This window comes from Pontibacter chinhatensis (genome assembly GCF_900113285.1).
In the GTDB taxonomy this organism is placed as follows: Bacteria; Bacteroidota; Bacteroidia; order Cytophagales; family Hymenobacteraceae; genus Pontibacter; species Pontibacter chinhatensis.
Genome location: NZ_FOOT01000002.1, coordinates 622,056 through 646,531, shown reverse-complemented (window position 1 = coordinate 646,531; position 24,476 = coordinate 622,056). Strand labels below are relative to the sequence as shown.

The 24,476-nt window shown below is 52.3% G+C and carries 17 protein-coding genes and 1 tRNA gene; 8 read left to right on the top strand and 10 right to left on the bottom strand.

What is annotated here, in order from left to right; translation table 11 throughout:
* Position 1: 1 nt before the first annotated feature.
* The gene (gene cysK, locus BM040_RS07885; protein ID WP_092099953.1) at positions 2 to 919 is read left to right on the top strand and encodes a cysteine synthase A; all 918 of its coding nucleotides are present in this window, start codon (positions 2 to 4) and stop codon (positions 917 to 919) included.
* 71 nt (positions 920 to 990) lie between these two features.
* On the opposite strand, the gene BM040_RS07880 is transcribed toward cysK, so the two are convergent.
* The gene (locus BM040_RS07880; RefSeq protein WP_139217780.1) at positions 991 to 1,779 is read right to left on the bottom strand and encodes a hypothetical protein; all 789 of its coding nucleotides are present in this window, start codon (positions 1,777 to 1,779) and stop codon (positions 991 to 993) included.
* Between the two features lie 93 nt (positions 1,780 to 1,872).
* A complete protein-coding gene (locus tag BM040_RS07875; protein WP_092099951.1) occupies positions 1,873 to 2,307 on the bottom strand; it encodes a DUF2267 domain-containing protein in 435 nt (144 codons plus the stop codon).
* Positions 2,308 to 2,618: 311 nt separating this feature from the next.
* Here BM040_RS07875 and BM040_RS07870 point away from each other — a divergent pair, with 311 nt between their 5' ends.
* Positions 2,619 to 3,140 (top strand): hypothetical protein, encoded by a 522-nt coding sequence (locus tag BM040_RS07870; RefSeq protein WP_092099950.1) that lies wholly within the window; start codon positions 2,619 to 2,621, stop codon positions 3,138 to 3,140.
* Positions 3,141 to 3,298: 158 nt separating this feature from the next.
* Here the strand turns inward: BM040_RS07870 and BM040_RS07865 are convergent, their stop codons facing one another.
* The 5 genes from BM040_RS07865 to BM040_RS07845 form a co-directional block, all read right to left on the bottom strand.
* Entirely contained in the window at positions 3,299 to 4,267 is a 969-nt protein-coding gene (locus BM040_RS07865) for a DNA adenine methylase (RefSeq protein ID WP_092099949.1), read from the bottom strand.
* 182 nt (positions 4,268 to 4,449) lie between these two features.
* A tRNA-Ala gene (locus BM040_RS07860) sits at positions 4,450 to 4,523 on the bottom strand.
* Positions 4,524 to 4,641: 118 nt separating this feature from the next.
* On the bottom strand, positions 4,642 to 8,103 hold the full coding sequence (locus tag BM040_RS07855) for a TonB-dependent receptor (protein WP_245756137.1): 3,462 nt from the start codon (positions 8,101 to 8,103) through the stop codon (positions 4,642 to 4,644).
* A 214-nt stretch (positions 8,104 to 8,317) separates the two neighbouring features.
* Positions 8,318 to 11,431, bottom strand: coding sequence for a TonB-dependent receptor (locus BM040_RS07850; RefSeq protein WP_092099948.1), 3,114 nt, complete (start codon positions 11,429 to 11,431; stop codon positions 8,318 to 8,320).
* A gap of 135 nt (positions 11,432 to 11,566) precedes the next feature.
* Complete coding sequence (locus BM040_RS07845; protein ID WP_245756136.1) at positions 11,567 to 12,193, bottom strand: C40 family peptidase; 627 nt, start codon at positions 12,191 to 12,193, stop codon at positions 11,567 to 11,569.
* Between the two features lie 71 nt (positions 12,194 to 12,264).
* Here BM040_RS07845 and BM040_RS07840 point away from each other — a divergent pair, with 71 nt between their 5' ends.
* The gene (locus tag BM040_RS07840) at positions 12,265 to 13,668 is read left to right on the top strand and encodes an FAD-binding oxidoreductase (protein WP_092099947.1); all 1,404 of its coding nucleotides are present in this window, start codon (positions 12,265 to 12,267) and stop codon (positions 13,666 to 13,668) included.
* Between the two features lie 103 nt (positions 13,669 to 13,771).
* Here the strand turns inward: BM040_RS07840 and BM040_RS07835 are convergent, their stop codons facing one another.
* Together BM040_RS07835 and BM040_RS07830 are read right to left on the bottom strand one after the other, a co-directional pair.
* Positions 13,772 to 13,957 (bottom strand): hypothetical protein, encoded by a 186-nt coding sequence (locus BM040_RS07835; protein ID WP_139217779.1) that lies wholly within the window; start codon positions 13,955 to 13,957, stop codon positions 13,772 to 13,774.
* A 123-nt stretch (positions 13,958 to 14,080) separates the two neighbouring features.
* Positions 14,081 to 14,974 carry an alpha/beta fold hydrolase gene (locus BM040_RS07830; protein ID WP_092099945.1) on the bottom strand — a complete coding sequence of 298 codons (894 nt, stop codon included), beginning with the start codon at positions 14,972 to 14,974 and terminating at the stop codon, positions 14,081 to 14,083.
* A 718-nt stretch (positions 14,975 to 15,692) separates the two neighbouring features.
* Here BM040_RS07830 and BM040_RS07825 point away from each other — a divergent pair.
* Entirely contained in the window at positions 15,693 to 17,045 is a 1,353-nt protein-coding gene (locus tag BM040_RS07825; RefSeq protein WP_092099944.1) for a UDP-glucose dehydrogenase family protein, read from the top strand.
* 8 nt (positions 17,046 to 17,053) lie between these two features.
* Complete coding sequence (locus BM040_RS07820; protein WP_092099943.1) at positions 17,054 to 18,016, top strand: UDP-glucuronic acid decarboxylase family protein; 963 nt, start codon at positions 17,054 to 17,056, stop codon at positions 18,014 to 18,016.
* A gap of 85 nt (positions 18,017 to 18,101) precedes the next feature.
* Here the strand turns inward: BM040_RS07820 and BM040_RS07815 are convergent, their stop codons facing one another.
* Positions 18,102 to 19,340: a tetratricopeptide repeat protein gene (locus tag BM040_RS07815; protein WP_092099942.1), complete on the bottom strand. Its 1,239-nt coding sequence runs from the start codon at positions 19,338 to 19,340 to the stop codon at positions 18,102 to 18,104.
* 109 nt (positions 19,341 to 19,449) lie between these two features.
* Here BM040_RS07815 and BM040_RS07810 point away from each other — a divergent pair, with 109 nt between their 5' ends.
* The 3 genes from BM040_RS07810 (at position 19,450) to hpt (ending at position 24,412) form a co-directional block, all read left to right on the top strand.
* Positions 19,450 to 20,364 (top strand): M20/M25/M40 family metallo-hydrolase, encoded by a 915-nt coding sequence (locus tag BM040_RS07810; RefSeq protein ID WP_092099941.1) that lies wholly within the window; start codon positions 19,450 to 19,452, stop codon positions 20,362 to 20,364.
* A 1,154-nt stretch (positions 20,365 to 21,518) separates the two neighbouring features.
* Positions 21,519 to 23,777 (top strand): sodium-translocating pyrophosphatase, encoded by a 2,259-nt coding sequence (locus BM040_RS07800; RefSeq protein ID WP_092099939.1) that lies wholly within the window; start codon positions 21,519 to 21,521, stop codon positions 23,775 to 23,777.
* A 92-nt stretch (positions 23,778 to 23,869) separates the two neighbouring features.
* Entirely contained in the window at positions 23,870 to 24,412 is a 543-nt protein-coding gene (hpt, locus tag BM040_RS07795) for a hypoxanthine phosphoribosyltransferase (protein WP_092099938.1), read from the top strand.
* The last annotated feature ends 64 nt before the right edge of the window (positions 24,413 to 24,476 follow it).

The window sequence follows — 24,476 nt, the reverse complement described above, 5'->3', positions numbered from 1 at the left end:
TATGAAAGTAAATTCAATACTCGGAGCCATTGGCAATACGCCCCATGTGCGCATCAACAAACTTTTTGACAAGGATGTGGAAGTATGGATGAAGCTGGAGCGCGCCAACCCCGGCGGAAGTATAAAAGACCGTATTGCGCTGGCCATGATAGAGGATGCCGAGCGCCGCGGTGTGCTTTCCAAAGGAAGCATCATCGTGGAGCCAACCTCCGGTAATACTGGCGTAGGCCTGGCTATGGTGGCTGCCGTTAAAGGATACGAGCTGATTCTGGTGATGCCGGAGTCGATGTCGGTGGAGCGCCGCCGGCTGATGGCTGCCTACGGTGCCCGCCTGGAGCTGACGCCGCGCGAGAAGGGCATGAAGGGAGCCATCGAGCGCGCGCAGGAGCTGGTGCAGGAAAACGACAATGCCTGGATGCCCATGCAATTCGACAACGAGGCTAATACCCAGATACACATTGAGACTACGGCGCAGGAGATTCTGGAGGATTTTCCGGAGGGGCTGGATTACATCATAACCGGCGTGGGTACCGGAGGGCATATCACGGGGGTAGCCAAAGTGTTGAAAGACCGCTTCCCGAACCTGAAAATATACGCTGTAGAGCCTGCTGCCTCGGCGGTGCTGAGTGGCGGGGCACCGGGGCCGCACCCGCTGCAAGGCCTGGGAGCCGGGTTTGTACCAAAGATTCTGGATACTACCTTGCTGGACGGCGTGGTTCAGGTACAGCAGGACGAGTCCTATGACTTTGCCCGCCGTGCTGCCCGCGAAGAGGGTATTTTCATAGGTGTCTCGTCGGGGTCGGCGCTGGCTGCTGTGAACAAGAAGCTGCAGGAGGAGATTCCGGCCGGGTCCAGGGTGCTTACTTTCTGCTACGATACCGGCGAGCGCTACCTGTCGGTAGAGGGGCTGTTTGTGTAACCTATAAACCGCCTACCGGCAAGTATAAAAAAGGCCCGTCGCTATACTTTGCGGCGGGCCTTTTTTATACTTTAATCACCGGTTACCAAGGCTGTCATTTGCCACTGGCCGTGCTTGTTTTTGTTGAAGATGGCGCGATACCCCACGGGGCTATGCACGTCCGACCGGTTCAGGTATCCCTGCAGCTCGCCGTCGGCATTCTGCACATGCCACCATTCCTTCTGCGGTGCCCCTTCCGGGTACGATTTGCCGTAATCCACTTTCAATATAACCTGGTGCAGGGAGCAAACCGCATCGGCATTGGCAGCCGGGTCGGCCCGAAGTATGGCATTGTCCTTTATCACGGCAATATGCATAAAGGCATCAATAGAGTCGGGCCAGTTGCTGTAGACATAGGGTAGGGCGTAGAGCTCTTTGTTATCTGCCAGCGGGTATCCCCCGCCAAGCCGGATCAGGTGCTCCAGCTGCAGCCATACTTCCGATTGCTTGTCCTCCAGGTGCCACTGCTCTGCAAAGTCCTGCCAACCGCCGTTGTCGCCAAAACCGATGCGGATATTGGGGTCTACTAGTTTCTCCAGTTTCTCTGCATCCTGGGTTAGCACGGCGTCTTCGAATTGTTTCAGGTAGGTCTGCAGAGAGGCCTCTGTCACCACCGGGCTATCGGGAGGGAGCAGCAGCGGTGCCTCTACCTGGCAGGCTGCCACGGTTGGGGTGGCCGGTGCCGGTGAGGGTTGGGCAGTGTCCTGAGCAGCAGTGTCCTGCACGACGGCCGTGCTTGGAGCGGTGACAGGCTCTGATTCCTGCTGCCTGCAGCCGGCAAGTATAAGTATAGAAAGTATGGCTATATAAGTATGCTTCATGGGCTGAAGATATATAAAAAAGGCGACGTTCACGCATATTCTGCGAACGCCGCCTTTCATACTTTGGGTGTACTGCTGCTTAAGTTTTATACTTTACACTTCCAGCAGCTCCTGAGCTTCCTCGTGCATAGCCTGCCTCACCTTCTGCAACTCCTCCGGCGATACGCAATGGCGCAGCGCTTTAAACACGTCCTGGAAACATTCCATCACATCGCTGTCGCTCAGAAAATCATTGTTGGCGGCAAAGGCGTTCTTGCTCCGTATAAAGTCGATCCATTCCTGGTTATCCCGTATCTTCACGGGCACCTTCGCCGGGTCGTACTGATCGAAATAGTAGCCTTTCCAGAGAATAGGCAGTTGGGCGGCAAAATGCACCGCATCATTTACCGGCAGCCTGTCTCGGATGGCCTGCAGCACGGCCCGGAAAACACGACCTGCCTGGTTCATGTCTTCTGTACCCAACTCCTCTGCCACTTTGGTTAGCAGGTTCATCGCGTCCTTCTTGTTGTCCTCAAAACCGAATGCCATAGCTACCTCCTTTTTTTAGTGAAACACGTGTCTTATGAGTTACGGCTCAACGTGGCCGTAGTTATTTAAACCTAGTATAGGCCCTAAAGTTATCTGCCGGGGATTGTAGAGGGGTGGGGAGGCTGATATAGAGACAAATCTGTGCCTCGTCCTGAGCCAGGCTGATGGGGCTGGAGTGAAGCTATGTGGGATTATCCTTTATGATGTTTACAGAGGTATACTTGTTTGTATTACGTCCGTAAACGGTAGCTATTCCTTTGAGGGAATGCTGCCGGAAGTCATAGGTTTAACCAACTAAACGTTACTGTGCTATGTCTACATTAAGACGATACTCCATGCGTGATGCCTCTGAGATAGCCAACAGAGCCGCTTCTGCTATAGAAAGAAAACTATGGAGCCAACCGTCAACAGTAGATGTTGTGAATGTGGAGGACGATGCGGCGTATCAATCCAAGGACATAGATATTTTATGGCGCAGAAAGCTGGAGGATGGTAGCATCAAGACTATTAAGATAGAAGTAAAAGGCGACAGGCACTATTACACTGGCAATTACTTTCTGGAAACGATAAGCAATGAAAGCAAGGGTACGCCCGGGTGCTTTATGTATACAGAAGCCGACTTTGTTTACTATTACTTTGTAGATGAGGGAGAACTGCATATTCTGCCCATGCCAGCTACCAGAGATTGGTTTAAGAAACACCTGAGTCAGTTCAAAGAAAGGAAGACCTCCACGCCGGTTGGAAATGGAAAGCACTATGTTACAGTAGGCCGTTTAGTGCCCCGGCACGTTGTTTTAGCCAATGTTCCGGGCGTAAAAATCCTAAAGCTCTAGCTTAGGCTAACCCATCATAAAACCATAACTACCCAAGAAGTATGGCAGGTCTGCGAACACTAAGTCCGCCTTTACATTAAGCTTCGGTAAAAGCTCGACACAATCCCCTGAGAAAAGGGTGAACTTTTCATCCTGTGAAGTATAGTAAGGCTTCGGCATTAAAATAAAGAAGTTTGCAGCATTCCCTTATTGGCGGTAGAGATGTCGCCTAAAACATTGTCATTTGATATAAGCAGCTCAAATATCTCTCCACGGCCACTACCCTTAGAATTGATAGCTCTTTTGGCTTTTACTCTTTCAATAGTATAGCCCTTATAAAGCTCCTGGAAGAAAGTATTCTGATCGTCGTTGTTGGTGGTGTCAGAGTTGCTCTGCACAAAATATGCTTCCCCGGCATTTACCACGTCACAAAAAGCTTTGAGCCGCAGCTGATCCTCGTCTATGAATCCTTCCTTGGCATAGGAGTTAAACGACGCGGTGGAGCTGATGGGCTTGTAGGGCGGGTCAAAGTAGAAGAAGGCATCTTCGTCGATGTACTTTCCGGTTTCCGCGAAGTCGGTGTTTAATATCTCTACCTTTTGCAAAGCCTGGCTGTTTGCCCGAATAACCGGGGCGTTACAAATCGTGGGTTTTGCAAACTTACCGAAGGGCACGTTGAAGTGGCCTTTGGAGTTAACCCGGTACAGGCCATTAAAGCATGTCTTGTTCAGGAAAATCATCAGCGCACTTTTGCGCACAGGATTATCTGCCAGCTGGTTGAACTCCTCGCGCTTCTCTAAAAAAAGTGACTTTCTGTCTTCTTCGGCTGCGTAACTAAAGTACCGCTGTTCAAGTGCTGCTAATTCAGCTATGAGCTGTTCCGGTGATGATTTGATGGTCTGGTAGCAATCAGTTAGGACATGGTTGATGTCGTTGATTACAGCATGCTTCACATACTGGCCATACGCTCTAAGCATGAAGAACAGCACAGCGCCACTGCCAGCAAACGGCTCGATAAAATTGATGCTCTTTTTATTTTGCAACCGCTGGATCACTTTCGCTTCGATGGCGGGTAACAATTGTGTTTTGCCGCCGGCCCATTTGAGAAAAGGCTTTATGTCAGCTTGCCTTGCAGAATCTGTAGTCATTACTGTTGGTAAAGAATGTACTACAAAAATACTTAATTTCTATGAGGAGTTGCGCTAGGAAGAGGCGGATTCGTTTTTCCAGCTACCGATGTAATAACGGTCAGTTCTGCTTGAGTAGAGGACGTAAGTACAAAAGGAGATCTGGAAAACAAAAAAGGCAACTACTAGTGTAGTTGCCTTCGTGGAGAATATCGGAGTCGAACCGATGACCTCTTGCATGCCATGCAAGCGCTCTAGCCAGCTGAGCTAATCCCCCGCATTGTGGACACAAAAATAGCACAAATATTTTAGATGCAAAACATCTGGTAAAAAATATGTGAAAGAAAAAGGGGCAGCTACTGCTGCCCCTTTTATTATGGAATTGTTTATACTTCTTAGTTGAAGATGTAACGCACTCCCAACTGCATGTACCAAGTAGTGCCGGTAGTGGTAAGATCTCTTACAGCTTTTGTAGGCAATACGTTCTTACCTCCTTCAGAGACTGTCCTCATTTGGAAGGCTGGTGTTGCAGTAGCCCTGTACACAGCATTTCCTCTTGAGTCTACAGCATTCGGAGCAGGTGTTAGCAAGCCCTGTGCATTGTTCAGTGTTTGCTGAACGCCCCACTTAGAGTTAATAAGGTTACCTACGTTCATGATATCTGCACTAAGTTGCAGCGTGTTACGCTTGCCTCCAATGTCAGTGAATATATCCTGCAGGATTCTTACATCAAAACGGTTCAGCCAAGGCAGCAGCGCTCCATTACGCTCAGCGTATTTGCCGCGTCTTTCGCTCAGGTAATCATCGTTATCGATGAAAGCATCGAAAGCCTCACGCTGCTGTGCTGCAGAGAATAAAACAGCACCGCTCTTGTCTTTAATATCCTCAAAGGCTATCTCTGATGCCTGGCGCGGAACGTACAGCAGATCAGCATTCAGACCGTCACCATTGATGTCGCCATTATAGGTGTAAGAATAACGTCCCTGATGAGAACCGTTATAGAACAGCGATATAGTTGTAGCCAAGTGGTTGATGTACTCCTTACGGAAAGAAAGATTGGCTACTACGTTATGAGGTATTGCGTACTGTGAGTTGTAAAGAATTTGCTCGTTCGGGTTATTGATTGATGGACTGCCGCCCCACGCTGAGGAAGCGTTAGAACCCGGGTTTCCTGAAATATCCTTGGATTTTGTATAAGTATAGTACACTGAACCAAAGAATCCGCTACGTGCTGGCAGAGAAAGTCCTACTGTTGTGTTGTAAGAGTAGCCTTTTTCATCGGTGTTGGTTAACACCACGCCTGTGTTAGGGCCTACTTTAGAGTTGTAAGCAGCGTCTTTGCTGTTCAGGAACAGATCTCTGTTATCACCAGCATTGTTCATCTGAGCTGGAGCCTGAGTTACTCTGTTAGCACCAAACTGGTAGGCTGCATTGATATCTTTTGTATACATCAGGTCTACAGTTGCCACTAAAGGAGTGCCTGGGATGGTATAGTCTGCTCCTATGCTGGTTCTCCATACCTTAGGCATCTTAAAGTCACGGTCAACTAGCGCAAAGCTTGACGGAACACCTGCCTTTGGTGTTTTAATAAATACATTTGAAGCACTTGCTGGTGTATTGTTCAACCAGTGGTAAGGATTGGGGTTAAATCGGATGTCTCCGATCCAGCCAGCCACATCAGCGTAGCTTCCTGGCTCCACATTATTTTGAATCACACCTGAGTTCGATGGCATGTTAGTGAGCCACACAAATGGCACCCGACCAGTAAAGAATCCTGTACCACCGCGAATTTGTAATGAGCCGTCACCAAGGGCATCATAGTTGAAGCCAATGCGTGGGGACAGCATTATTCGTGACTTAGGCCACTCGCCTGTTGTGTAGTGCTTAGGTTTGCCATCTGTGCCCAGCAACTCTAACGCATCGATTGCTGAGTTGGCAGTCAGGTCGTTCATGTAGATTGGCATGTCTGCGCGTACGCCTAAAGTAACATCTAAGCGCTCGTTCACTGTATACTTATCCTGTACATAAAGGCCAGCAGTACCAAGTTTTATAGGAGCATATGTGTCTTGGCCTTCATATGGGTAAGTAAGGCCAAACATGATCGGAGCCACCTCATTGGCAGTGCCGGTAGTAAGGAAGTCCTCTACAGAAGCGTAACGGTAGTAAGAAGTACCTAAACGGATGTACTGGTTACCAAACTTCTGAGACTCAAAGCTGGCACCCGCAGTGATGTTGTGCTTGCCAGCTAAGTAGGTCAGGTTGTTTACGATGCTGTAATTGTCATTCAATACGTCGTTACCATATGTAAACAGCTCATAACCAAAGGTCATGTAGTTGGAATTGGCACCTGTTCCATCCCAGATGTCCACCATAGGGAATATTTCACTTGGCGAGGTACGTGTGTCCTGAATACGGCTGAAAGTAGCCAGCAATTGGTTTGAAATACGCGGGGAGAGTGTGCTATTCAATTCTAATGAAGCCGAGCGAACAATGTTTTCAGTATTATACATCGTTTTGCTGAAAGCGATGGATTGGTCGCTAACACGGTTATTAGAAGAGCGAGGGTAAGGTCCTGAGCTTCCATTCACAAGGGAAGCAGCTTCACCTTTTACCTGGTTATAACGCACAGCTAATTTATGCTTGTCGCTGATGTTCCAGTCGATGCGGGCAAGGAAGTTAAAGCTTTCGGTTCCGTTATCTCTTGCATAGCCTTCATAAGAGCCTGGGTCATAGCCCCACTGGTTGATCAGGTGGTTACGAACAGCTTCTAAGTCTGCTCTGGAGGTTCTGGCGATGTTATTGTCCGGATCCGCTACACCATCTTCGGACGCTCTCCAAAGGTTAACTGCGAAAGGGTTAGTGCCTTTGTTCTCTACTTTCTCTCCATTGACAAAGAAGAACAATTTATTTTTGATGATAGGACCTCCTAAACGGAAACCAAGAGTCTTGCTTGAGTTGTCATCTCCTTTGTCGATTTCGTTCCCATTAACTTTACCACCTGTGAAGTCTTGGTTACGGAAGAAGCCGTACACTGAGCCAGAGAACTCATTGGAACCGCTACGTGTAATGGCGTTGATGCCTGCACCTGTAAAGCCAGACTGGCGCACATCATAAGGAGCGATGTTCACCTGTATCTGCTCAATCGCATCCAGAGAAATTGGCTGAGAGTTTCCACCAGGGAGCGGGTTGGTATTCAGGCCAAAACCATTATTAAAGTTTGCACCGTCTATTTGTACGTTGTTGAAACGTCCGTCACGACCGGCAAAGCCATTTCCATTAGCCTGTGGTGTAAGGCGGGTGAAGTCTGTAATACTTCTGGAGATAGTTGGAAGAGACTCGATCTGCTTTGATGTAACGTTCGTAGCAGCACCTGTCTTCTGCGCGTTGAAAACTGAGCCTTGATCAGCGGTAACTACAATCTCCTGTAAGTCTGTACCACCTTCAGATAGCGTAGCGCCTAATTGATAAGGTACACCTAATTGGAGGTTGACGTTACTGTAATTTCTTGGCTGGTAGCCAATGTAGCTTACCTCAATTAAATAAGGGCCACCCACACGCATGTTCGCGATGTTGAACTGGCCCTCGGTGTTGGTGGTAGAACCGTACGTGGTTCCGGAAGGCTGGTGCGTTGCCCTAACCGTTGCTCCGATCAGTGCCTCACCGTTTGCGTCCTTCACAGTGCCGTTAATGCTACTTGTTGTTACCTGGGCTTGTGCGCCCACCATGGTTAACAGCGCTAGCACTGCTGAGAAGAGGAATTTCTGAAAGAAACCCTTAAAGTGATTGGATGTAACTCTTTGCTTCCTACTGCACCTGATGCTCTCTGTGTGCAGCGGAATACTGTAAAAGTTTTTCATAAAGAAGGGGTTGATTGATTTTGCCGCAAAGGTAACTCCTAACAGATGATAAATCCCAACAATAATGTTAACTAAATATTAACAAAGTATAGAGCCTGCTGCTAAACCGTTCATAGGACCTTTAAAGGCAAATTTTATCATTTTATGAGTGGCAGAAAAAAAGAAAAAGGCAGAGAAAACTCTGCCTTTTTATACTTATACAAGTAGAATATATTTAATTAAAGATATACCTCAGCCCCAATTGCCCCTGCCACCTGGAGTCGAACTGGGAAACGTTGTAGATGCGGGTGTTGGGGTTAAAGGTAAAGGTCGGTGCCCCGGCTGCGTTGTTCCCTGCAAAGCGAATAAGCTCGTTGGCGTTGTTGTTCACGAAGTACTGACGGCCCCAGTCGCGGCTAAGCAGGTTGCCCACGTTAAAGATATCGAACGTGATCTGGAGCGTATGGCGGTTTTCGCCCGCATTGAGGTAGAAATCCTGGAAAATGCGGACGTCGAACTGGTGCGTCCAGGGCATGCGGCCACCGTAGCGCTCGGCATACTGCCCGCGCCTGTCGCTCAGGTAATCATCCCCGCTTATCAAAGCGTCCAGTGCCGCCCACTGCTCCTCCGGTGAGTAAGTGGTACCGCTTATCGTTACAGGCACCAGATTTATTTCGCCCTGGTTGCGGGGGATGTAGATCAGGTCGTTGGCAATGTTGCCGTCGCCGTTCAGGTCCCGGTTGTAGACAAAGGTAATAGGCAGACCAGATTGACCCTGGTAGAAAAGCGAAATGCCTGTGGCGGCATTTTCACCATAGCGGAACGTATAACCGCCGTTACCGACGATGCGGTGTCGTACGTCGTAGCGGGAATACTCTAGTTGCGGGTCGTTCGGAAAGTTGACGATTTGGTTAAACTCATAGTTTGAGAGGGCCGTGGAGCTGGTGCCGCTGTTCACATCCTTCGACTTGCCGTAGGTATAGGCAAGAGAGGTGGTGAGCCCGTTTGCGAAGTCCTTGCGCAGCTGGCCGGTTAAACTATACCTGTAGCCTTCGTCGGTGTTATCCAGAAGTATAATATTGGTATAGTCCGGGTTGATGCGGCGGGCAGAGGGGTATACAAAGCGGTTGTCTGCACCGGGCAATGTTCCGCTTGGCTCCACCAGGTTCAGGTCGAGGTATACTACGTCGTTGAGCGTTTTGGAGTAGATACCCTCTATCGTGGCCACTATCCCATAGGGGAAAGTATAATCGAAAGCAAGGTTGCTACGCCACACGCGGGGTAGCTTGAAGTCGTCGTTTATCACGTTTACCTCCACCGTCTGCACAGGCGGGCCGGCAGCGGTTTGGTTGCCGGGGTCAGGTATAAATTCGGCAGGATTGCTCACATCTATTGTCCCAAGTATGGTGCCGGTGTTCACGAACTGGTTCGACATCCACACAAAGGGTACACGGCCGGTGAAAATGCCCGTACCGCCGCGTATTTGCAGGGTCTGGTCCTGGGTAGGGGCGTAGTTAAAGCCAAAGCGCGGGGCCCAGAGCAGCTGGCCGCTGGGCGTGCGGTCGGTTCTCAGGCCGGGGTAAATGCTGGCAAAGTCATTCTCCAGCTCTGTGTTGCGTGCCGGCTTATCCGGGAAAACGGGAATGTCCACGCGCAGGCCCAGTGTCAGTTTCAACCTGTCGGAGGCGGTATACTCATCCTGCACATAAAAGCCCAACTGGGCTGCGTTAAACTCAGCTGCAGGACGGGGATCGCTTGTGAGGGAGTAAGTGGCCCTTACGCGTGCGGGTCTGTTATTTATAAAGTCCTCGATGGAGTTAAATTCCCAGCGCCCGTTTAAGTTGTTGATAAACAGGTTCCGGAACTTGAAGAACTCGTTGTGGGTACCTACCGTGAAGTTGTGCTTCCCCCAAAGGTAGGTGAGGTTATCGGTGAACTCGAAGATATCCTGGTCCAGCTCGTTGGCCGTAGAGGAGCGCTCTGAACCGAAAACCAGCGTGCCCACCGGATCGAAAATGGTTACCTGCGGAAAAAGCTGGCCTAACGTTTCCCGGAAGTCGCGGATGCGGGAGTAGCCGACAATCAGGTTATTAGACCAGTTGTTGGAGAAGCGGCTATTCAGCTCAGCGACCGTGGTGTTGGTCTTGCTGTTGAAGCGGTAGGCGTTGTTGCCGAAGCGGGCCTCGGAGCGGCTGCGCGAGTAGGAATCCTGAAAAGCATCTACGTAGTTGTGGCGCAGCGTCAGCGAGTGGTTGTCGGTGATGTTCCAGTCGAGGCGCACAAACAGTTTGTCGCTTTCCGTGTCCCGGTCAAACCCGCCGAAAGAGCCCACGTCGTAGCCGTAGGTTTCCTGCACAAAAGAGGCCACCTGCTCGGCCGCGCTCAGCGGAATCTGCGATTCAGCCGAACCAGGAGCGAACCGAACGGGCTCGGTTACCCGGGTGGCGTCGTAGTTGGTGAAGAAGAACAGCTTGTCGCGGATAATTGGGCCGCCGATGCGCACGCCATATTGGTAGTTCTTAAACTCATCGGCCTTTTCCCGGGGACCTTCCACTGCCTTGCCGATAATGTCTTCGTTGCGGCCAAAGCCATACACCGAGCCGGAAAACTGGTTGGTGCCCGAGCGGGTGATGGCGTTGATGCCGCCGCCCGTGAAGTTGCCTTGCTTCACATCGTAGGGCGCAATCACCACCTGTATTTCCTGTATCGCATCCAGCGAAATGGGCTGGGTACCTGCCTGACCGCCCGGCGTGCCGCTTCCCGACAAGCCGAATACGTCGTTGTTCACGGCGCCATCGATGGTAATGTTATTGTAGCGGTTGTTGGTGCCACCAATGGAGTTGCCCGTGGCCTGTGGTGTGAGGCGCGTAAAGTCCTGCAAGCTTCGGCTCAAAGTGGGCAGGCGCTCTATCTGCTCCCGCGATACGTTGGTGGCCGCGCCTGTACGGTCCTGGTTAAACACATCGTTGCGTTCGCCCAGCACCTGTACTTCGCCCAACTCGCGGCTACTCTCCGAAAGGGTAAAATCCACCCTGGCCGACTGGCCCAGTGCTAGCGAGACGTTCTCGGTGCGTTGTTCCTGGTAACCGACATACGAGGTCCGGACGGTGTAGGGGCCGCCCACGCGCATGTTCTGGATGTTGTAATAGCCCTCCGTATTGGTGGTGGATACGTACTGCGTGTTGGTAGGATTGTGGACCGCGATGATGGTAGCACCTGGAAGCGGTGTCCCGCTCTGGTCACGCACCGTGCCGTTCATGGCGGCCGTTGTGGCGCCCTGGGCCCACACTGACTGCACCTGAAGTATAAAAAAGATACTTAGGAGAAAGAATGAGTAAAGAAGTTTCATAGTACATAATAACTTGTTGAACAACAAATGTTTAGTTCAGTTATTAAGTACGTTGGCTGTTATATTTTAAGCAATATTTTATTGTACAAAATGTAAATAGTTATATAGGCGGACTCTGATGTGCTGAGGTGATAATTAGAAGACAGGCGGGCGCACGGCCTTGATAAAGATCTTCTGGTAGTGGTCGGAGTAAAGGTTATTCTCAATCACGCCCAGCGAAGTGGAAGCATGTATAAAGCGCACGTCATTCGATCCGTTAACCTCGGTTACCATGCCCACATGTGTGATATTGCGCCGGTTGGGTCCAAAGAAAACCAGGTCACCTTCGCGCAGTTCCTTCGGCTTCACCTCGGTGCCAAAGCGGCTCTGCTCCTCAGAGGTGCGCGGCAGGTTTACGTCTATACTTTGGAAGGAGGTGCACAGCAGCCCGGAGCAATCCATGCCCACGCGGGTGGTGCCGCCCCAACGGTAGGGCACGCCGGTAAAGGAACGCGCCGTTTCAATCACGGTGGCGATGTTGTTGTCCAGGTCGCGCTTGGGAATGCGGGTACGGCTGGTGCGGTCTTTGGAGGTTCCTGCCACGCTGCTGCCGTTATCGCCCCGGCCCCTGGCCTTTTTGGCGGCGCGCTTGGCAGCTGCAATTTCACGGGCCGATTTGTACTCTTCGCCGCGCTTGCTAAAGGTAGGGCTCGACGTCTGGCAGGAGGCTACCACCAACAGGAAAAAGATAAAAAGTGCGGAAGTAGTAAAAAGCGATTTCAAAGTGTAATTTAGCGTTGCAAGTTGAACATATATTCACTGGCTAATTTAAGGAGAAGTCCAGCCTTTTTAAAATGAAATTTAATCCTATCACACCCGAAGCCCTTGAAGCCCTGTCAGCCATTGTTGGTCAGGAGCACGTGCTTCTGCCCGCAGCCGCCGATGACATGCTGCGCTACACCCACGACGAAACCGAGGACCTTCGCTACGAGCCGGAGGTGGTGCTTAAACCTGCTAACGCTGCTGAAATCAGCCGTATTATGCAGTATTGTAACGAAAACTACATTCCGGTAACACCACGCGGTGCCGGAACCGGCCTTAGCGGCGGGGCACTGGCTATACACAAGGGCGTTATACTTTCCACAGAGCGCCTGAACAGCATCATCGAGATTGATGAGCACAACCTGCAGGCCACTGTGGAGCCGGGCGTTATCACGCAAGTGTTCCAGGAGGCGGTAATTGCCCGCGGGCTGTACTATCCGCCTGACCCCTCCAGCCGGGGCAGCTGCTTTTTGGGCGGCAACCTGAGCGAGAGCAGCGGCGGACCGAGGGCCGTGAAGTATGGCGTAACCAAGGACTACGTGCTGAATGTGGAGGTGGTGCTGCCAACCGGCGAAATCACCTGGACAGGGGCCAACGTGCTGAAGAACGCCACCGGCTATAACCTGACGCAGTTGATGGTGGGCAGTGAGGGTACGCTGGGCATCATCACCAAAATTGTTTTCAAACTCATTCCATACCCGCCGCAGAACCTGGTGATGCTGGTGCCCTTCCGCAGTGAGGAGGAGGCTTGCGCCGCCGTTTCCAGGATTTTTATGGCGGGCATTGTGCCCTCTGCGCTGGAGTTTATGGAGCGTGAGGCTATTGTGTGGGCTACCCGCTACTTAGGCCAGGACCTGAGCCTGCCCGAGGACATCGCAGCGCACCTGCTTATAGAGCTGGACGGCAACGACATGGATTTGCTGTTTAAGGATGCTGAGCGCGTGTATGAGGTGCTGGAAACCTTCGACGTGGGCGATATCCTGGTGGCCGATACAGAAAAGCAGAAAAACGACCTGTGGCTGCTGCGCCGAAACGTGGCCCACGCCGTAAAAGGCAACTCTATTTATAAGGAGGAGGATACGGTGGTGCCGCGGGCGGCGCTTCCGAAGCTGCTTAGAGGCGTAAAGGAGATTGGGGCAAAGTATAACTTCAAGTCTGTTTGCTACGGGCACGCCGGCGATGGCAACCTGCACATTAACATTGTGAAAGGCGACATGAGCGACGATGACTGGAACAACAAGCTACCGGAGGGTATCAAAGAAATCTTCAAACTATGTGTTTCGCTGGGCGGCACGATTTCCGGCGAGCACGGCATTGGGCTGGTGCAGCGCCAGTACATTAACATCGCGCTGAACGAGGTGCAGTTAAGGTTAATGCGCGGCATCAAGGAGCTCTTCGACCCACGCGGCATACTTAACCCGGGCAAGATCTTCTAAGGCGAGCATACTTTAAGTATAAAAAGCAACAGGCGCAGTTTATAAAAGCTGCGCCTGTTTTATATAGTAAGTGCTAAGATGTGTCGGTGGCGGGTGGAGTGGATCATGCGCTGCGGCGGCCTATTTTAGGTTTAGGGCTCTCAGCCATGTCCTTATACTTAGTTTGTGCAAGTTTACTGTCCAGGCCGCGCAGTTGCTGCCATGACTGCATCAGGTTTACGTGCGACTCGTTCAGCGGTGCCCCTTCATGCGGGTGTTGGTCTTGATTAGGGTTTTGTGGGACTCTCATAGCATGTAATTTATTTTGTGGTTGGGTTTCCTGTTTTGTAGCGTTACTAGCTCTGTAAATGGCTTCATCTAAGTTATCTATAGGTTTGTTTGTTTTCATTGTTGCGTTTAAGTGGTTAATGGGTTAATTATCAATTAGTTCTTTCTTTTTTATTTCCTCTTTCACAAAGTTGCTGACATAACCGGCTATCTCGTCAGCATTTTCTTCCTGCAGGAAGTGGCCCCCGTCTTCAAACGGAATCACATAGCACTCATGGAAGAACTTCTTCCAACGTTGCAAGGCCTCAATCTTTACCAGCTTATCCCGCTCTCCCCAAAGTATAAGCGTCGGGATGTTGCGTATCTTTTTGCGCTCTTTCCAGAGTTCTTCGTACCACTTGCTGGCGCCCACCAACTCCCGGGCACAGGCTAGGTTGCGCACAGGCTCATCCGGATTCCCCAGGCCGTTCATGTAGTGCTTCTTGATAGGCTCCGGTAGTTCATCCGCATCCTTAAACAGTTCCTCTATAAGCGTGTTGTTGGATACATTGAGCTTGGAGTGCAGGAACTTGCCCAGCGGGCCCACCAGGTATTTGCTTGCCTTCGTGAAGGTCTGGTGCTTGGAGAGAGACCAGGTCCAGGAGTTGAGCATCACCACGCCCTGCACGTTTTCAGGATGCTTAATGGCATAGGCCAAACCAATAGGGGCACCAAAGTCGTGCACCAGCAGCGTGATGTCGCGGAGTTGCAGGTGCTCCATCAGCGCCTCGAAATTGGCCGCGTGCGCGCGTGGCTTGTAGCTCCAGTCCTTGGGCTTATCCGACAGGCCAAAGCCTATCATGTCCATAGCAATGCAGCGGTATCGCTTGCGGAGCTTTTTAATCAGGTCCCGGTACATAAACGACCAGGTAGGCGTGCCGTGCACCATCACAATGGCAGGGCCCTCGCCCTCATCAATATAATGCATTTTGCCTGCTTCGAGCTCCAGGAAATTTGGTTTGAAGGGGTACTCCTTCTTATCGAGCCAATCTGGTTTCATAGCTTTTGGGGTGATTGCTACTAAACTATACTTCGAAACGGGTGGTGGGTTGTTTCTTAACTCAAAAAAGAGGCACATTCAGAATAATTTCGAGGTTTAAACCTCAAAGGGATTAGATTTTATAGGTAAAGTATAAATCAGGTAGGGCCCTCAAATTAGGCGGATAGGACTGTTTGGGTGAAAAAAGGTGTAGCAGGCATAGCAGCATAGGTTAGTCCGCTGCTTGCAGGCCTGTGCAAAAGGGTGCTCGTGCGTCCTGTGTTGGAGCAGCTGCATAAATATTGTAATAATATCATTTAGAGGGGAACAATTGTCTTTTAAGGCACGTACCTTCTGCGTGTCCTGCCTTTAGGGGAAGTGTGGCTTGCCAGCCGGCGGGAGAGGAGTATGGAAGAGAGAGACGGATAAAACCTACAGCAATTGATGCACGCGCTGTAACTAAATCAAGCATTTTGTAAAAGGATTTCCCTTAGTCGCCTGGCACTCGGCCGGAGTAGCGGTGGCATTTATACTTTATAAGGTTGTGTTGAAACGGCGGATTTGCGACCTTGCATGGTTTTTTATCCCCTATTTAGCTTTAAAAGCAGGGCTGGGTAGCGGCTCAATTATACGTACATAGAATAACGATAGAGTATAGCGGCCTGCAACGGCTCCGTTCGCAGCGCCCTTTTTATTTATATAATATATAAAAGTAATTTACGCTTAAACTGAGATATTTATGAGAATAGCAGTAGTGGGCACGGGGTATGTGGGCCTGGTGACGGGCACGTGCTTTGCCGAGGTGGGCCTGGAGGTGACCTGCATCGACATCGACGAGCAGAAGATAGCCAACCTGCGGAAGGGCATTTTGCCCATCTACGAGCCGGGGCTGGAGGAGATGGTGGAGCGCAACGCCCAGAAGGGGCGCCTTAGCTTCTCCACGGACCTTGCGGAGGTGGTGGAGAGCTGCGGCTGCGAGGCCGTCTTCATCGCCGTGGGCACCCCGCCGGGCGAGGACGGCTCGGCCGACCTGAAGTACGTGCTGGCCGTGGCCCGCCAGATTGGCCGCTCGCTCAAGGGCTACACGGTGGTGGTGACCAAGAGCACCGTGCCCGTGGGCACGGCCCGGAAGGTGCGCCAGGCCATCCAGGAGGAACTGGAGGCCAGGGGCGAGCAGATTGACTTCGACGTGGCCTCCAACCCTGAGTTTTTGAAGGAGGGCGCGGCCATCGACGACTTTCTCAAGCCCGACCGCATCGTGGTGGGCGTGGAGAGCGAGCGGGCCGAGCAGGTGATGAGCCGCCTCTACAAGCCCTTTCTGATGAACGGCCACCCGCTCATCTTCATGGACATCCCCTCGGCCGAGATGACCAAGTACGCGGCCAACGCCATGCTGGCCACCAAAATCAGTTTCATGAACGACGTGGCCAACCTCTGCGAGCTGATGGGGGCGGACGTGAACATGGTGCGCCGGGGCATCGGAAGCGACGCCCGCATCGGCAACAAGTTCATCTACCCGGGCATCGGCTACGGCGGCTCTTGCTTCCCCAAGGACGTGAAAGCCCTTATCAAGACAGCTTCTGAGAACGGCTACGCTATGCAGGTGCTGCAGGCCGTGGAGCAGGTCAACGAGCGGCAGAAGTCGGTGCTCTTCGACAAGGTGCACGCCCACTTCAACGGGGAGCTTGCCGGCAGGACCTTCGCCGTGTGGGGCCTCTCGTTCAAGCCCAAGACCGACGACATGCGCGAGGCCCCCTCGCTGGTGCTCATTGAGAAGCTGCTGGAGGCGGGCGCGAGGGTGAGGGCCTACGACCCGGTGGCCATGACCGAGGCCAGCCACTCGCTCGGCGACAGCGTCGAGTACGGCAAGGACGAGTACGAGACCCTGATCGAGGCCGACGCGCTGCTCTTGGTGACCGAGTGGCCCGAGTTCCGCTCCCCCAACTTCAGTGTGGTGGGCAAGCTGATGAAGGAGAAGGTGGTCTTCGACGGCAGAAACATCTACGACGGGGCCGAGCTGGCCAAGAAGGGCTTCGCCTACTACGGAATCGGGGTGAAACAGCATACTAACCAGGAAAAAGCAGTAGTATAAGACACATCATGACCAAAAAAAGAGTACTGATAACGGGCGGGGCAGGCTTTCTGGGCTCCCACCTCTGCGATAGATTCATAAACGAGGGGCACCATGTGATCGCCATGGACAACCTGATCACGGGTAGCCTGGAGAACATCGAGCACCTGTTTAAGCTGGAGAACTTTGAGTTCTACCACCACGACGTGAGCAAGTTTGTGCACGTGCCAGGCCACCTGGACTACATCCTGCACTTCGCCTCGCCGGCCAGCCCTATTGACTATCTTAAGATACCAATCCAGACGCTGAAGGTGGGCTCGCTGGGCACGCACAACCTGCTGGGCCTGGCCAAGGCCAAGGGCGCGCGCATGCTCATCGCTTCCACCTCCGAGGTGTACGGCGACCCGCTGGTGCACCCGCAGACCGAGGATTACTGGGGCAACGTGAACCCGGTGGGGCCACGCGGCTGCTACGACGAGGCCAAGCGCTTCCAGGAGGCCATGACCATGGCTTACCACATGCACCATGGCCTGGAGACGCGCATTGTGCGCATCTTCAACACCTATGGCCCGCGCATGCGCCTCGACGACGGTCGTGTGCTGCCGGCCTTCCTGAGCCAGGCGCTGCGCGGCGAGCCGCTGAGCATCTTCGGCGACGGCAGCCAGACGCGCTCTTTCTGCTACGTGGACGACCTGGTGGAGGGCATCTACCGCCTGCTGCTGAGCGACTACCACCTGCCGGTGAACATCGGCAATCCGTCTGAGATCACCATTCGCGAGTTTGCCGAGGAGATCTGCCGCCTGACGGGCGTGGAGCTGAAGGTGGAGTACCAGCCGTTGCCTACCGACGACCCGCAGAAGCGCCAGCCGGACATCACGCTGGCCAAGCAGGTGCTGGACTGGGAGCCGCAGGTGGACCGCTCCGAGGGCCTGAAAAGGACGCTGGAGTACTTCAAGGAGAAAATCCTCAAACCAGCAGAGCAGCCTGCCTAAGCCGCCGCTTGAAAGTATAAAAGGAGAGGGAAGCCATACTTATGGCTTCCCTCTCCTTTTATACTTTATATTTATACTGTGCTGATTAACTTTTCCTGTTCTCCTTCAAAAAAGTCTTTGCCTCTTTATAATTGGCCGATTTTTTATCGCTGGCCTTCATGACCACAGAATAGTAGCTCTTGGCAGCTGCCTTGTCTTTTTGCTGCTTGGCAATGCGGGCCAGGTTGAGATAGGAATTGACAAAGTAGCCCGACTCGCGCTCGTTCGTCATCTCAGCATACTTGATTGTGTTTTTGTAGTAGTCTTTGGCCTTCTCGAAGTCGCGGTATTTGTGCTGGTTGATGTATCCCAGAATGTAAGAAGCATAGCGGCCGCTTACGGCCTCGAAGCCTGGCATTTGCTGCTCTAGTTTGGCTAGGATTTCCTCTGAAACGCGCTCAGCTTTGGTGAAATGGCCATTTACGAACAGCAGGCGGGCATAAAACCGTTGGAAATAGGCGTTATCAGGATATTTGAGAGCCAATTCTTCGGATACTTCCAGGGCTTCCTGCATCTTCTTCTCCTCGTTGGCCAGGATCTTCATCAGGAAGAGCTTCGACTCGGTACCGGTGTAGAAGCCGGTTTGGGATACGTAGGAAAGTTGCTTTAACCCCAGTCGCTTATCCCCGTTAGGGAAGAAAACAAGCACAGGGCGCAGCATAGGATAATTCTCAGGAATCCAGACGGCGTAGTAGTTGAACAGGGCCTCCCCGAAGAGGAACTCAGGGCTCAGGCCGTTGCCGGCTTTGGCCTTCTCCAGGTAGTCAAGGGAGCGCTTGCTGGCCACCGTGGCCTTGCGCCAGTTGCTGCGCTCAGAGTGCAGGCGGGCAGTGAACCCGTAAGACGCGGCCAAAAAGAAGGCGGCCTCCACATTGTTGTCGTCCTTGTCGTACATGGCCTCCGCCTTCTGGACGGTAGAGTCCATGTAAGCGAAGAACAGCTCGTCGTACTTCAGGGTCTGGATGTTGGTCGGTACAATCTTCCACCACTGGCTCAGGCCCATCAGGAAGTATGGCAGCGGGTGCTCGGGGTAGCGGCGGCGCAGCGACTTGAACTGTTTCTCGGCACGCTCATACTTGAAGTTGTACATGTTGTCGATAGCCCCCTCCAGCTCATACTGCACGTCCTTGTTCAGGAGCAGCATACCTTTTACCTTGGCTGCGGCCGGAAGTACTTCCACCTCAGACATGGTTACCTGTCGCATCGCCGTAGAGTCAGTGGACTTTTGTGCAAAAGCTAAGGCAGGGAAAAGGAGCGTGAAGATTGCTAAAAATACGTTCTTCATGGAGGGCCAAAAATTGTAAGTTTGTTCGTGCTGTTGGGCAGCAGGCTTTGCTAGTTCTAAAAGTACAACAATTCTAATGATAATGAATTCCCTAAAGGTAAAATAATTTATGAAATTACTCGAAACACTCTGCCGCATCCATGCCCCGTCGGGCAACGAACAAAAGCTGAAGGAATTCCTGCTTAATTATATATCAGAGCACAAATCGAAGTGGAAACAACAGCCTGTCATACTTCATGGTGAAGGGTTTCAGGACTGCATCCTGTTAGTTTTTGGTAAGCCCAAGAGTGCAATTTTTGCCCATATGGACTCTATAGGATTTACCGTTCGCTATGGCCAACAGCTGGTAAGGATTGGTGGTCCGGATCTGGAGAGCGGCTATGCATTGGTGGGGGAGGACTGCCAGGGAGAAATAGAGTGCACGCTGGCCTTTGATGAGGAGTCCGGCAGCATTAGCTATGATTTTGAGCGCGAGATAGAACGGGGCACAGAGCTGGTGTTTAAGTGCGATTTCAGGGAGACCGAGGAGACCGTGCAAAGCTGCTACCTCGACAACCGCCTGGGTGTATGGTCGGCGCTGCAGGTGGCCGAGACGCTGGAGAACGGTATCATCGCTTTTTGCTGCTGGGAGGAGCACGGAGGAGGCTCGGTGTCGTACCTGGCCCGCTACATACACGAGCAATACGGCGTTACGCAGGGCCTCATCTCGGATATTACCTGGGTGACGGAGGGGGTGCATGCCGGCAAGGGCGTCGTGATCTCAATGCGCGACAGCCTGATTCCGCGGCGCGCTTACGTGCAGCGCATCATAAGTATAGCCAAAGAGGCAGGTATAGCTTATCAGCTGGAAGTAGAGGGGGCCGGCGGCAGCGATGCCAAGGAGCTACAACGCAGCGCCTATCCTTGGGACTGGTGCTTTGTAGGCGCTCCCGAGGACAATGTGCATACCCCAAATGAGATCGTGCACAAGAAGGATATAGAAAGCATGGTGGCGTTGTATAAGGTGTTGATGGAGAGGTTGTAGGGGGAGGGTTCCCTCTAGGGAAGTATAGCGTGTTCAAATGCTATACTTCCCTGGTTATACTTTTATACTTGCTTCAGCCATATTTATACTTCGGCTATACTTTGGTTTTATACTTTGGCAGCACTTTATACTTGTCGCTATACTTTGCTATTACTGGCGCAAGCGTCCGCTTGTGCCTTTCTACAGTCATGGCGCAAGTCTTCAGACTTGTGTCCTGCTATGGCGTCAAGTTTGCAACTTGACTGGCTTGAAAAGCCATACTTATACTTCAGCATACTTTTATACTTGAGCTATACTTACTGGCTTATCCTTCCGCTAGCGCGAGCTTGTAGCTCGTGTCATTTTATACTTCAGCTATTCTTGCTAGCCTAAGTTCATCCTCAAGACTTACTTACCTATCGTTTCATTTCTTGCTTGGCTCCCTCCCAGGCCGGGAGGCCTCGACTTCGGGCATCGCGCTGTCTACATTTCCTGCCCTCGTACCTCGGGCTGCCTGCGGCACCGGAAATCTAGAAGGCGCTCAACCCAAAGGCTGGGATAAGGTCGATAGCCGCTGCTAATGCAACTTCAGCCAAGCCCCCCTTTGAAGGGGGTAGGGGAATGTTAATCGTCTGCGAAATTCCCCTCCTCTGGACTAGCCAAAACGGGAGTTTTGAGCTAGCGAGCGCAGCTCTTAGGGGTGGGTTTATACTTTGAAGGGGCAAGCTGCGACCTGTATACGCGATACCCCCAGCTATGAAAATTATACTTCAGCGGCAGCAAAAAAAGACTCCCCTCCTTAGACTACCGAGAACGCGAGTTCGAAGGTAGCGAGCGTAGCTCTGAGGGGCTGGGGGTGGTTGGACCCGGTACAGCCAAATCATTCTACCTGCTTCTAGATAGGAGGTAATATCTCCTCCTTAGCCTACAAAATAACACACCACCTCCGCTGAAATCAGTGTCTAGGCTAGTATTAAGAAGATACTGATAGGCCTCACACACAGCACCAGCTAGACTTAATTTATTGATGTTGCAACATGTTGTTTGTTAGGTAAATAAGTGCCAGAGGTTGTTGCAGGAAAGCTTGCCGGATATTTGGAAAAGTCTAACGAAACATTTTTCTTTAATATCTATATATACCCCTTATTAAATCCCTTAACCCTTAATCTAACTGAATGGAACCTATTCTTTACGCAATCCCTGGATTTGGAGTGGCGGCGCTGATATACACCTTCATCAGGTCGGCCTGGGTGACCAAGCAGCCGAGCGGTAATGAGCGTATGAAAACCATCGCCCGCCATATCGCCGACGGAGCCATGGCCTTTCTGAGGGCCGAGTACAAGGTGCTGGCCTACTTCGTTGTTATTGCTTCTGTATTTCTGTTTTACCTGGGATATACCGGAGAGAAGTCTCACCCGCTGATAGTGGGTGCTTTTATTATTGGCGCCGTGTTTTCAGCGCTGGCGGGCTTTATAGGCATGCGCATTGCCACTAAGGCAAACGTTCGCACGGCCGAGGCAGCCCGTAACAGTTTGTCCAAAGCGCTGGGGGTATCGTTTGCAGGAGGCTCCGTTATGGGCATGGGCGTGGCTGGTCTGGCGGTGCTGGGCCTGGGCTCCCTGTTCATACTTTTCTACTACCTGTTTGTGCAGAGCACGGGCGGCGACGTGAACGGCGTGGAGATGGAGATCGCCCTGGAGGTGCTTACCGGTTTTTCGCTGGGTGCTGAAAGTATAGCCCTGTTTGCTCGGGTGGGCGGCGGTATTTATACCAAGGCTGCCGACGTGGGCGCCGACCTGGTGGGTAAGGTAGAGGCCGGAATTCCGGAGGACGACCCGCGCAACCCTGCCACCATTGCCGACAACGTGGGCGACAACGTGGGTGACGTGGCCGGTATGGGCGCCGACCTTTTCGGCTCTTACGTGGCTACGATTCTGGCTACTATGGTGCTTGGTCGTGAAGTAGTGGCCGAGGATACTTTCGGCGGACTCTCCCCGGTTATACTTCCGATGCTTATAGCAGGTCTGGGAATAATATTCTCTCTGATAGGAATGGCGTTTGTGCGCGTGAGCGAGGGCGGCGATGTGCAGGCGGCCCTTAACCGGGGCAACTGGATCTCGGTTATACTTACGGCCGTGGGTTCATACTTTGCCATCACCATGATTTTGCCTGATAACCTGGTGCTCCGCAATTTCGAGTTCACGCAGATGGGTGTGTTTATGGCCGTGATCGTGGGCCTGGTGGTAGGTACGTTGATGAGTATTATCACGGAATACTATACGGCTATGGGCAAAAAGCCTGTAAACTCCATCGTGCAGCAATCGTCTACAGGCCATGCCACCAACATTATTGCGGGCCTTGCCGTGGGAATGCACTCCACAGTGTTGCCTATTATCGTGCTGGCAGGCGGTATCGTGTTCTCTTACGCGGCAGCCGGCCTGTATGGCGTGGCGATTGCGGCGGCAGGTATGATGGCGACCACCGCCATGCAGCTGGCTATTGATGCCTTCGGTCCTATTGCCGATAACGCCGGCGGTATTGCCGAGATGAGCGAGCTGCCGAAGGAAGTGCGCGGGCGCACCGATATTCTGGATGCGGTGGGCAACACCACTGCCGCCACCGGTAAAGGCTTTGCCATTGCTTCTGCCGCTCTTACTTCGCTGGCGCTTTTTGCTGCCTTTGTGGGCATTGCGGGCATCGAAAGTATAGATTTGTACAAGGCCCCTGTGCTGGCTGGCCTGTTCATCGGCGCCATGATACCGTTTATCTTCTCGGCGCTGGCTATTTCAGCGGTGGGCCGTGCGGCGATGGCGATGGTGCACGAGGTGCGCCGTCAGTTCCGCGAGATTCCGGGGATTATGGAGGGAACGGGCAAGCCGGAGTATGAAAAATGCGTGGCTATCTCTACCCAGGCCGCCATCCGGGAGATGATGTTGCCGGGAGCCATTGCGCTGCTGGTGCCTGTCATCATCGGTTTTGGCCTGCGGGATGTTTTCCCGGATACTTCCTCTGCCGAGGTGCTGGGCGGTACGCTCGCCGGTGTAACTGTTTCGGGTGTGCTGATGGCCATGTTCCAGTCCAACGCTGGCGGCGCCTGGGATAACGCCAAGAAATCCTTCGAAAAAGGGGTGGAGATAAACGGCGTGGTGGAGTATAAAGGCTCCGAGCCGCACAAGGCCTCCGTTACTGGCGATACCGTTGGCGACCCGTTCAAAGACACTTCCGGTCCAAGTATGAACATCCTCATCAAGCTCATGTCGATCGTGTCGCTGGTGATTGCGCCGCACATTGCCCTGGAGCAGGAACCGCCCATTCCGGAGCCGCCGATAGACATGGAGCCTATCAACATGAACGAAGTGCAGCAGGCGCCGGCTCATACAAGTATAAACGAGCAGACTACCCTGATGCTGAGTTTCGTTAGTGAAACAAAGTAATTGCCCGCAGCAAATATGAAGATAAGCCCGGCTTTAGGTTGGGCTTATTTTTTATTTATACTTACCTTTGTTCAGGATAAACCCAATACCACATGGAGCCGCGTACTATTCAGATACATGACTGTGAGTTCAGTACTTATATTTTTGAAGAAGAAATAATTGCCCGCATCAATATGCTGGCCGAGCAGTTAGACAGCGATTACGCTGAGAAAAAGCCCCTGTTCCTGGCCGTGCTCAACGGCTCGTTCATGTTCGTTTCTGACCTGCTCAAACGCGTTTCCGTACCATGTGAGATTTCGTTCATCCGCCTGGCCAGCTACCAGGACATGCACAGCACGGGCAAGGTGAAAGAAGTGTTGGGCCTGACGGAGGACATCAAAGGGCGCCATGTGATAGTGCTGGAGGATATTGTGGACACCGGCCATACGGTGCACGGTTTGCTGAGCCAGTTAAAAGAGCGCGGCCCCGCCTCGGTTGAGGTGGCCACGCTGCTGATGAAGCCCGATTGCCTGCAGCACCCGCTGGACGTAAAGTATGTGGCCCGCGCCATCCCGAACGACTTTGTGGTAGGCTATGGCCTGGATTACAACGGACTGGGACGCAACCTGCGCGATATTTACAAGATCGTATCGTAACTCCCGCAGGAAGGTGCCGTTTGCAAGCTCTTAGGCGGGCTCTGCGGTCTGCTTAACTCAAAAC

Coding starts and splice junctions, on each gene's coding strand:
- BM040_RS07835 (WP_139217779.1), bottom strand. CDS start 13,957: ATGAGAGTCCCACAAAACCCTAATCAAGACCAACACCCGCATGAAGGG.
- BM040_RS07880 (WP_139217780.1), bottom strand. CDS start 1,779: ATGAAGCATACTTATATAGCCATACTTTCTATACTTATACTTGCCGGC.
- BM040_RS07855 (WP_245756137.1), bottom strand. CDS start 8,103: ATGAAAAACTTTTACAGTATTCCGCTGCACACAGAGAGCATCAGGTGC.
- cysK (WP_092099953.1), top strand. CDS start 2: ATGAAAGTAAATTCAATACTCGGAGCCATTGGCAATACGCCCCATGTG.
- hpt (WP_092099938.1), top strand. CDS start 23,870: ATGGAGCCGCGTACTATTCAGATACATGACTGTGAGTTCAGTACTTAT.
- BM040_RS07820 (WP_092099943.1), top strand. CDS start 17,054: ATGACCAAAAAAAGAGTACTGATAACGGGCGGGGCAGGCTTTCTGGGC.
- BM040_RS07865 (WP_092099949.1), bottom strand. CDS start 4,267: ATGACTACAGATTCTGCAAGGCAAGCTGACATAAAGCCTTTTCTCAAA.
- BM040_RS07840 (WP_092099947.1), top strand. CDS start 12,265: ATGAAATTTAATCCTATCACACCCGAAGCCCTTGAAGCCCTGTCAGCC.
- BM040_RS07850 (WP_092099948.1), bottom strand. CDS start 11,431: ATGAAACTTCTTTACTCATTCTTTCTCCTAAGTATCTTTTTTATACTT.
- BM040_RS07815 (WP_092099942.1), bottom strand. CDS start 19,340: ATGAAGAACGTATTTTTAGCAATCTTCACGCTCCTTTTCCCTGCCTTA.
- BM040_RS07830 (WP_092099945.1), bottom strand. CDS start 14,974: ATGAAACCAGATTGGCTCGATAAGAAGGAGTACCCCTTCAAACCAAAT.
- BM040_RS07810 (WP_092099941.1), top strand. CDS start 19,450: ATGAAATTACTCGAAACACTCTGCCGCATCCATGCCCCGTCGGGCAAC.
- BM040_RS07870 (WP_092099950.1), top strand. CDS start 2,619: ATGTCTACATTAAGACGATACTCCATGCGTGATGCCTCTGAGATAGCC.
- BM040_RS07825 (WP_092099944.1), top strand. CDS start 15,693: ATGAGAATAGCAGTAGTGGGCACGGGGTATGTGGGCCTGGTGACGGGC.
- BM040_RS07875 (WP_092099951.1), bottom strand. CDS start 2,307: ATGGCATTCGGTTTTGAGGACAACAAGAAGGACGCGATGAACCTGCTA.
- BM040_RS07800 (WP_092099939.1), top strand. CDS start 21,519: ATGGAACCTATTCTTTACGCAATCCCTGGATTTGGAGTGGCGGCGCTG.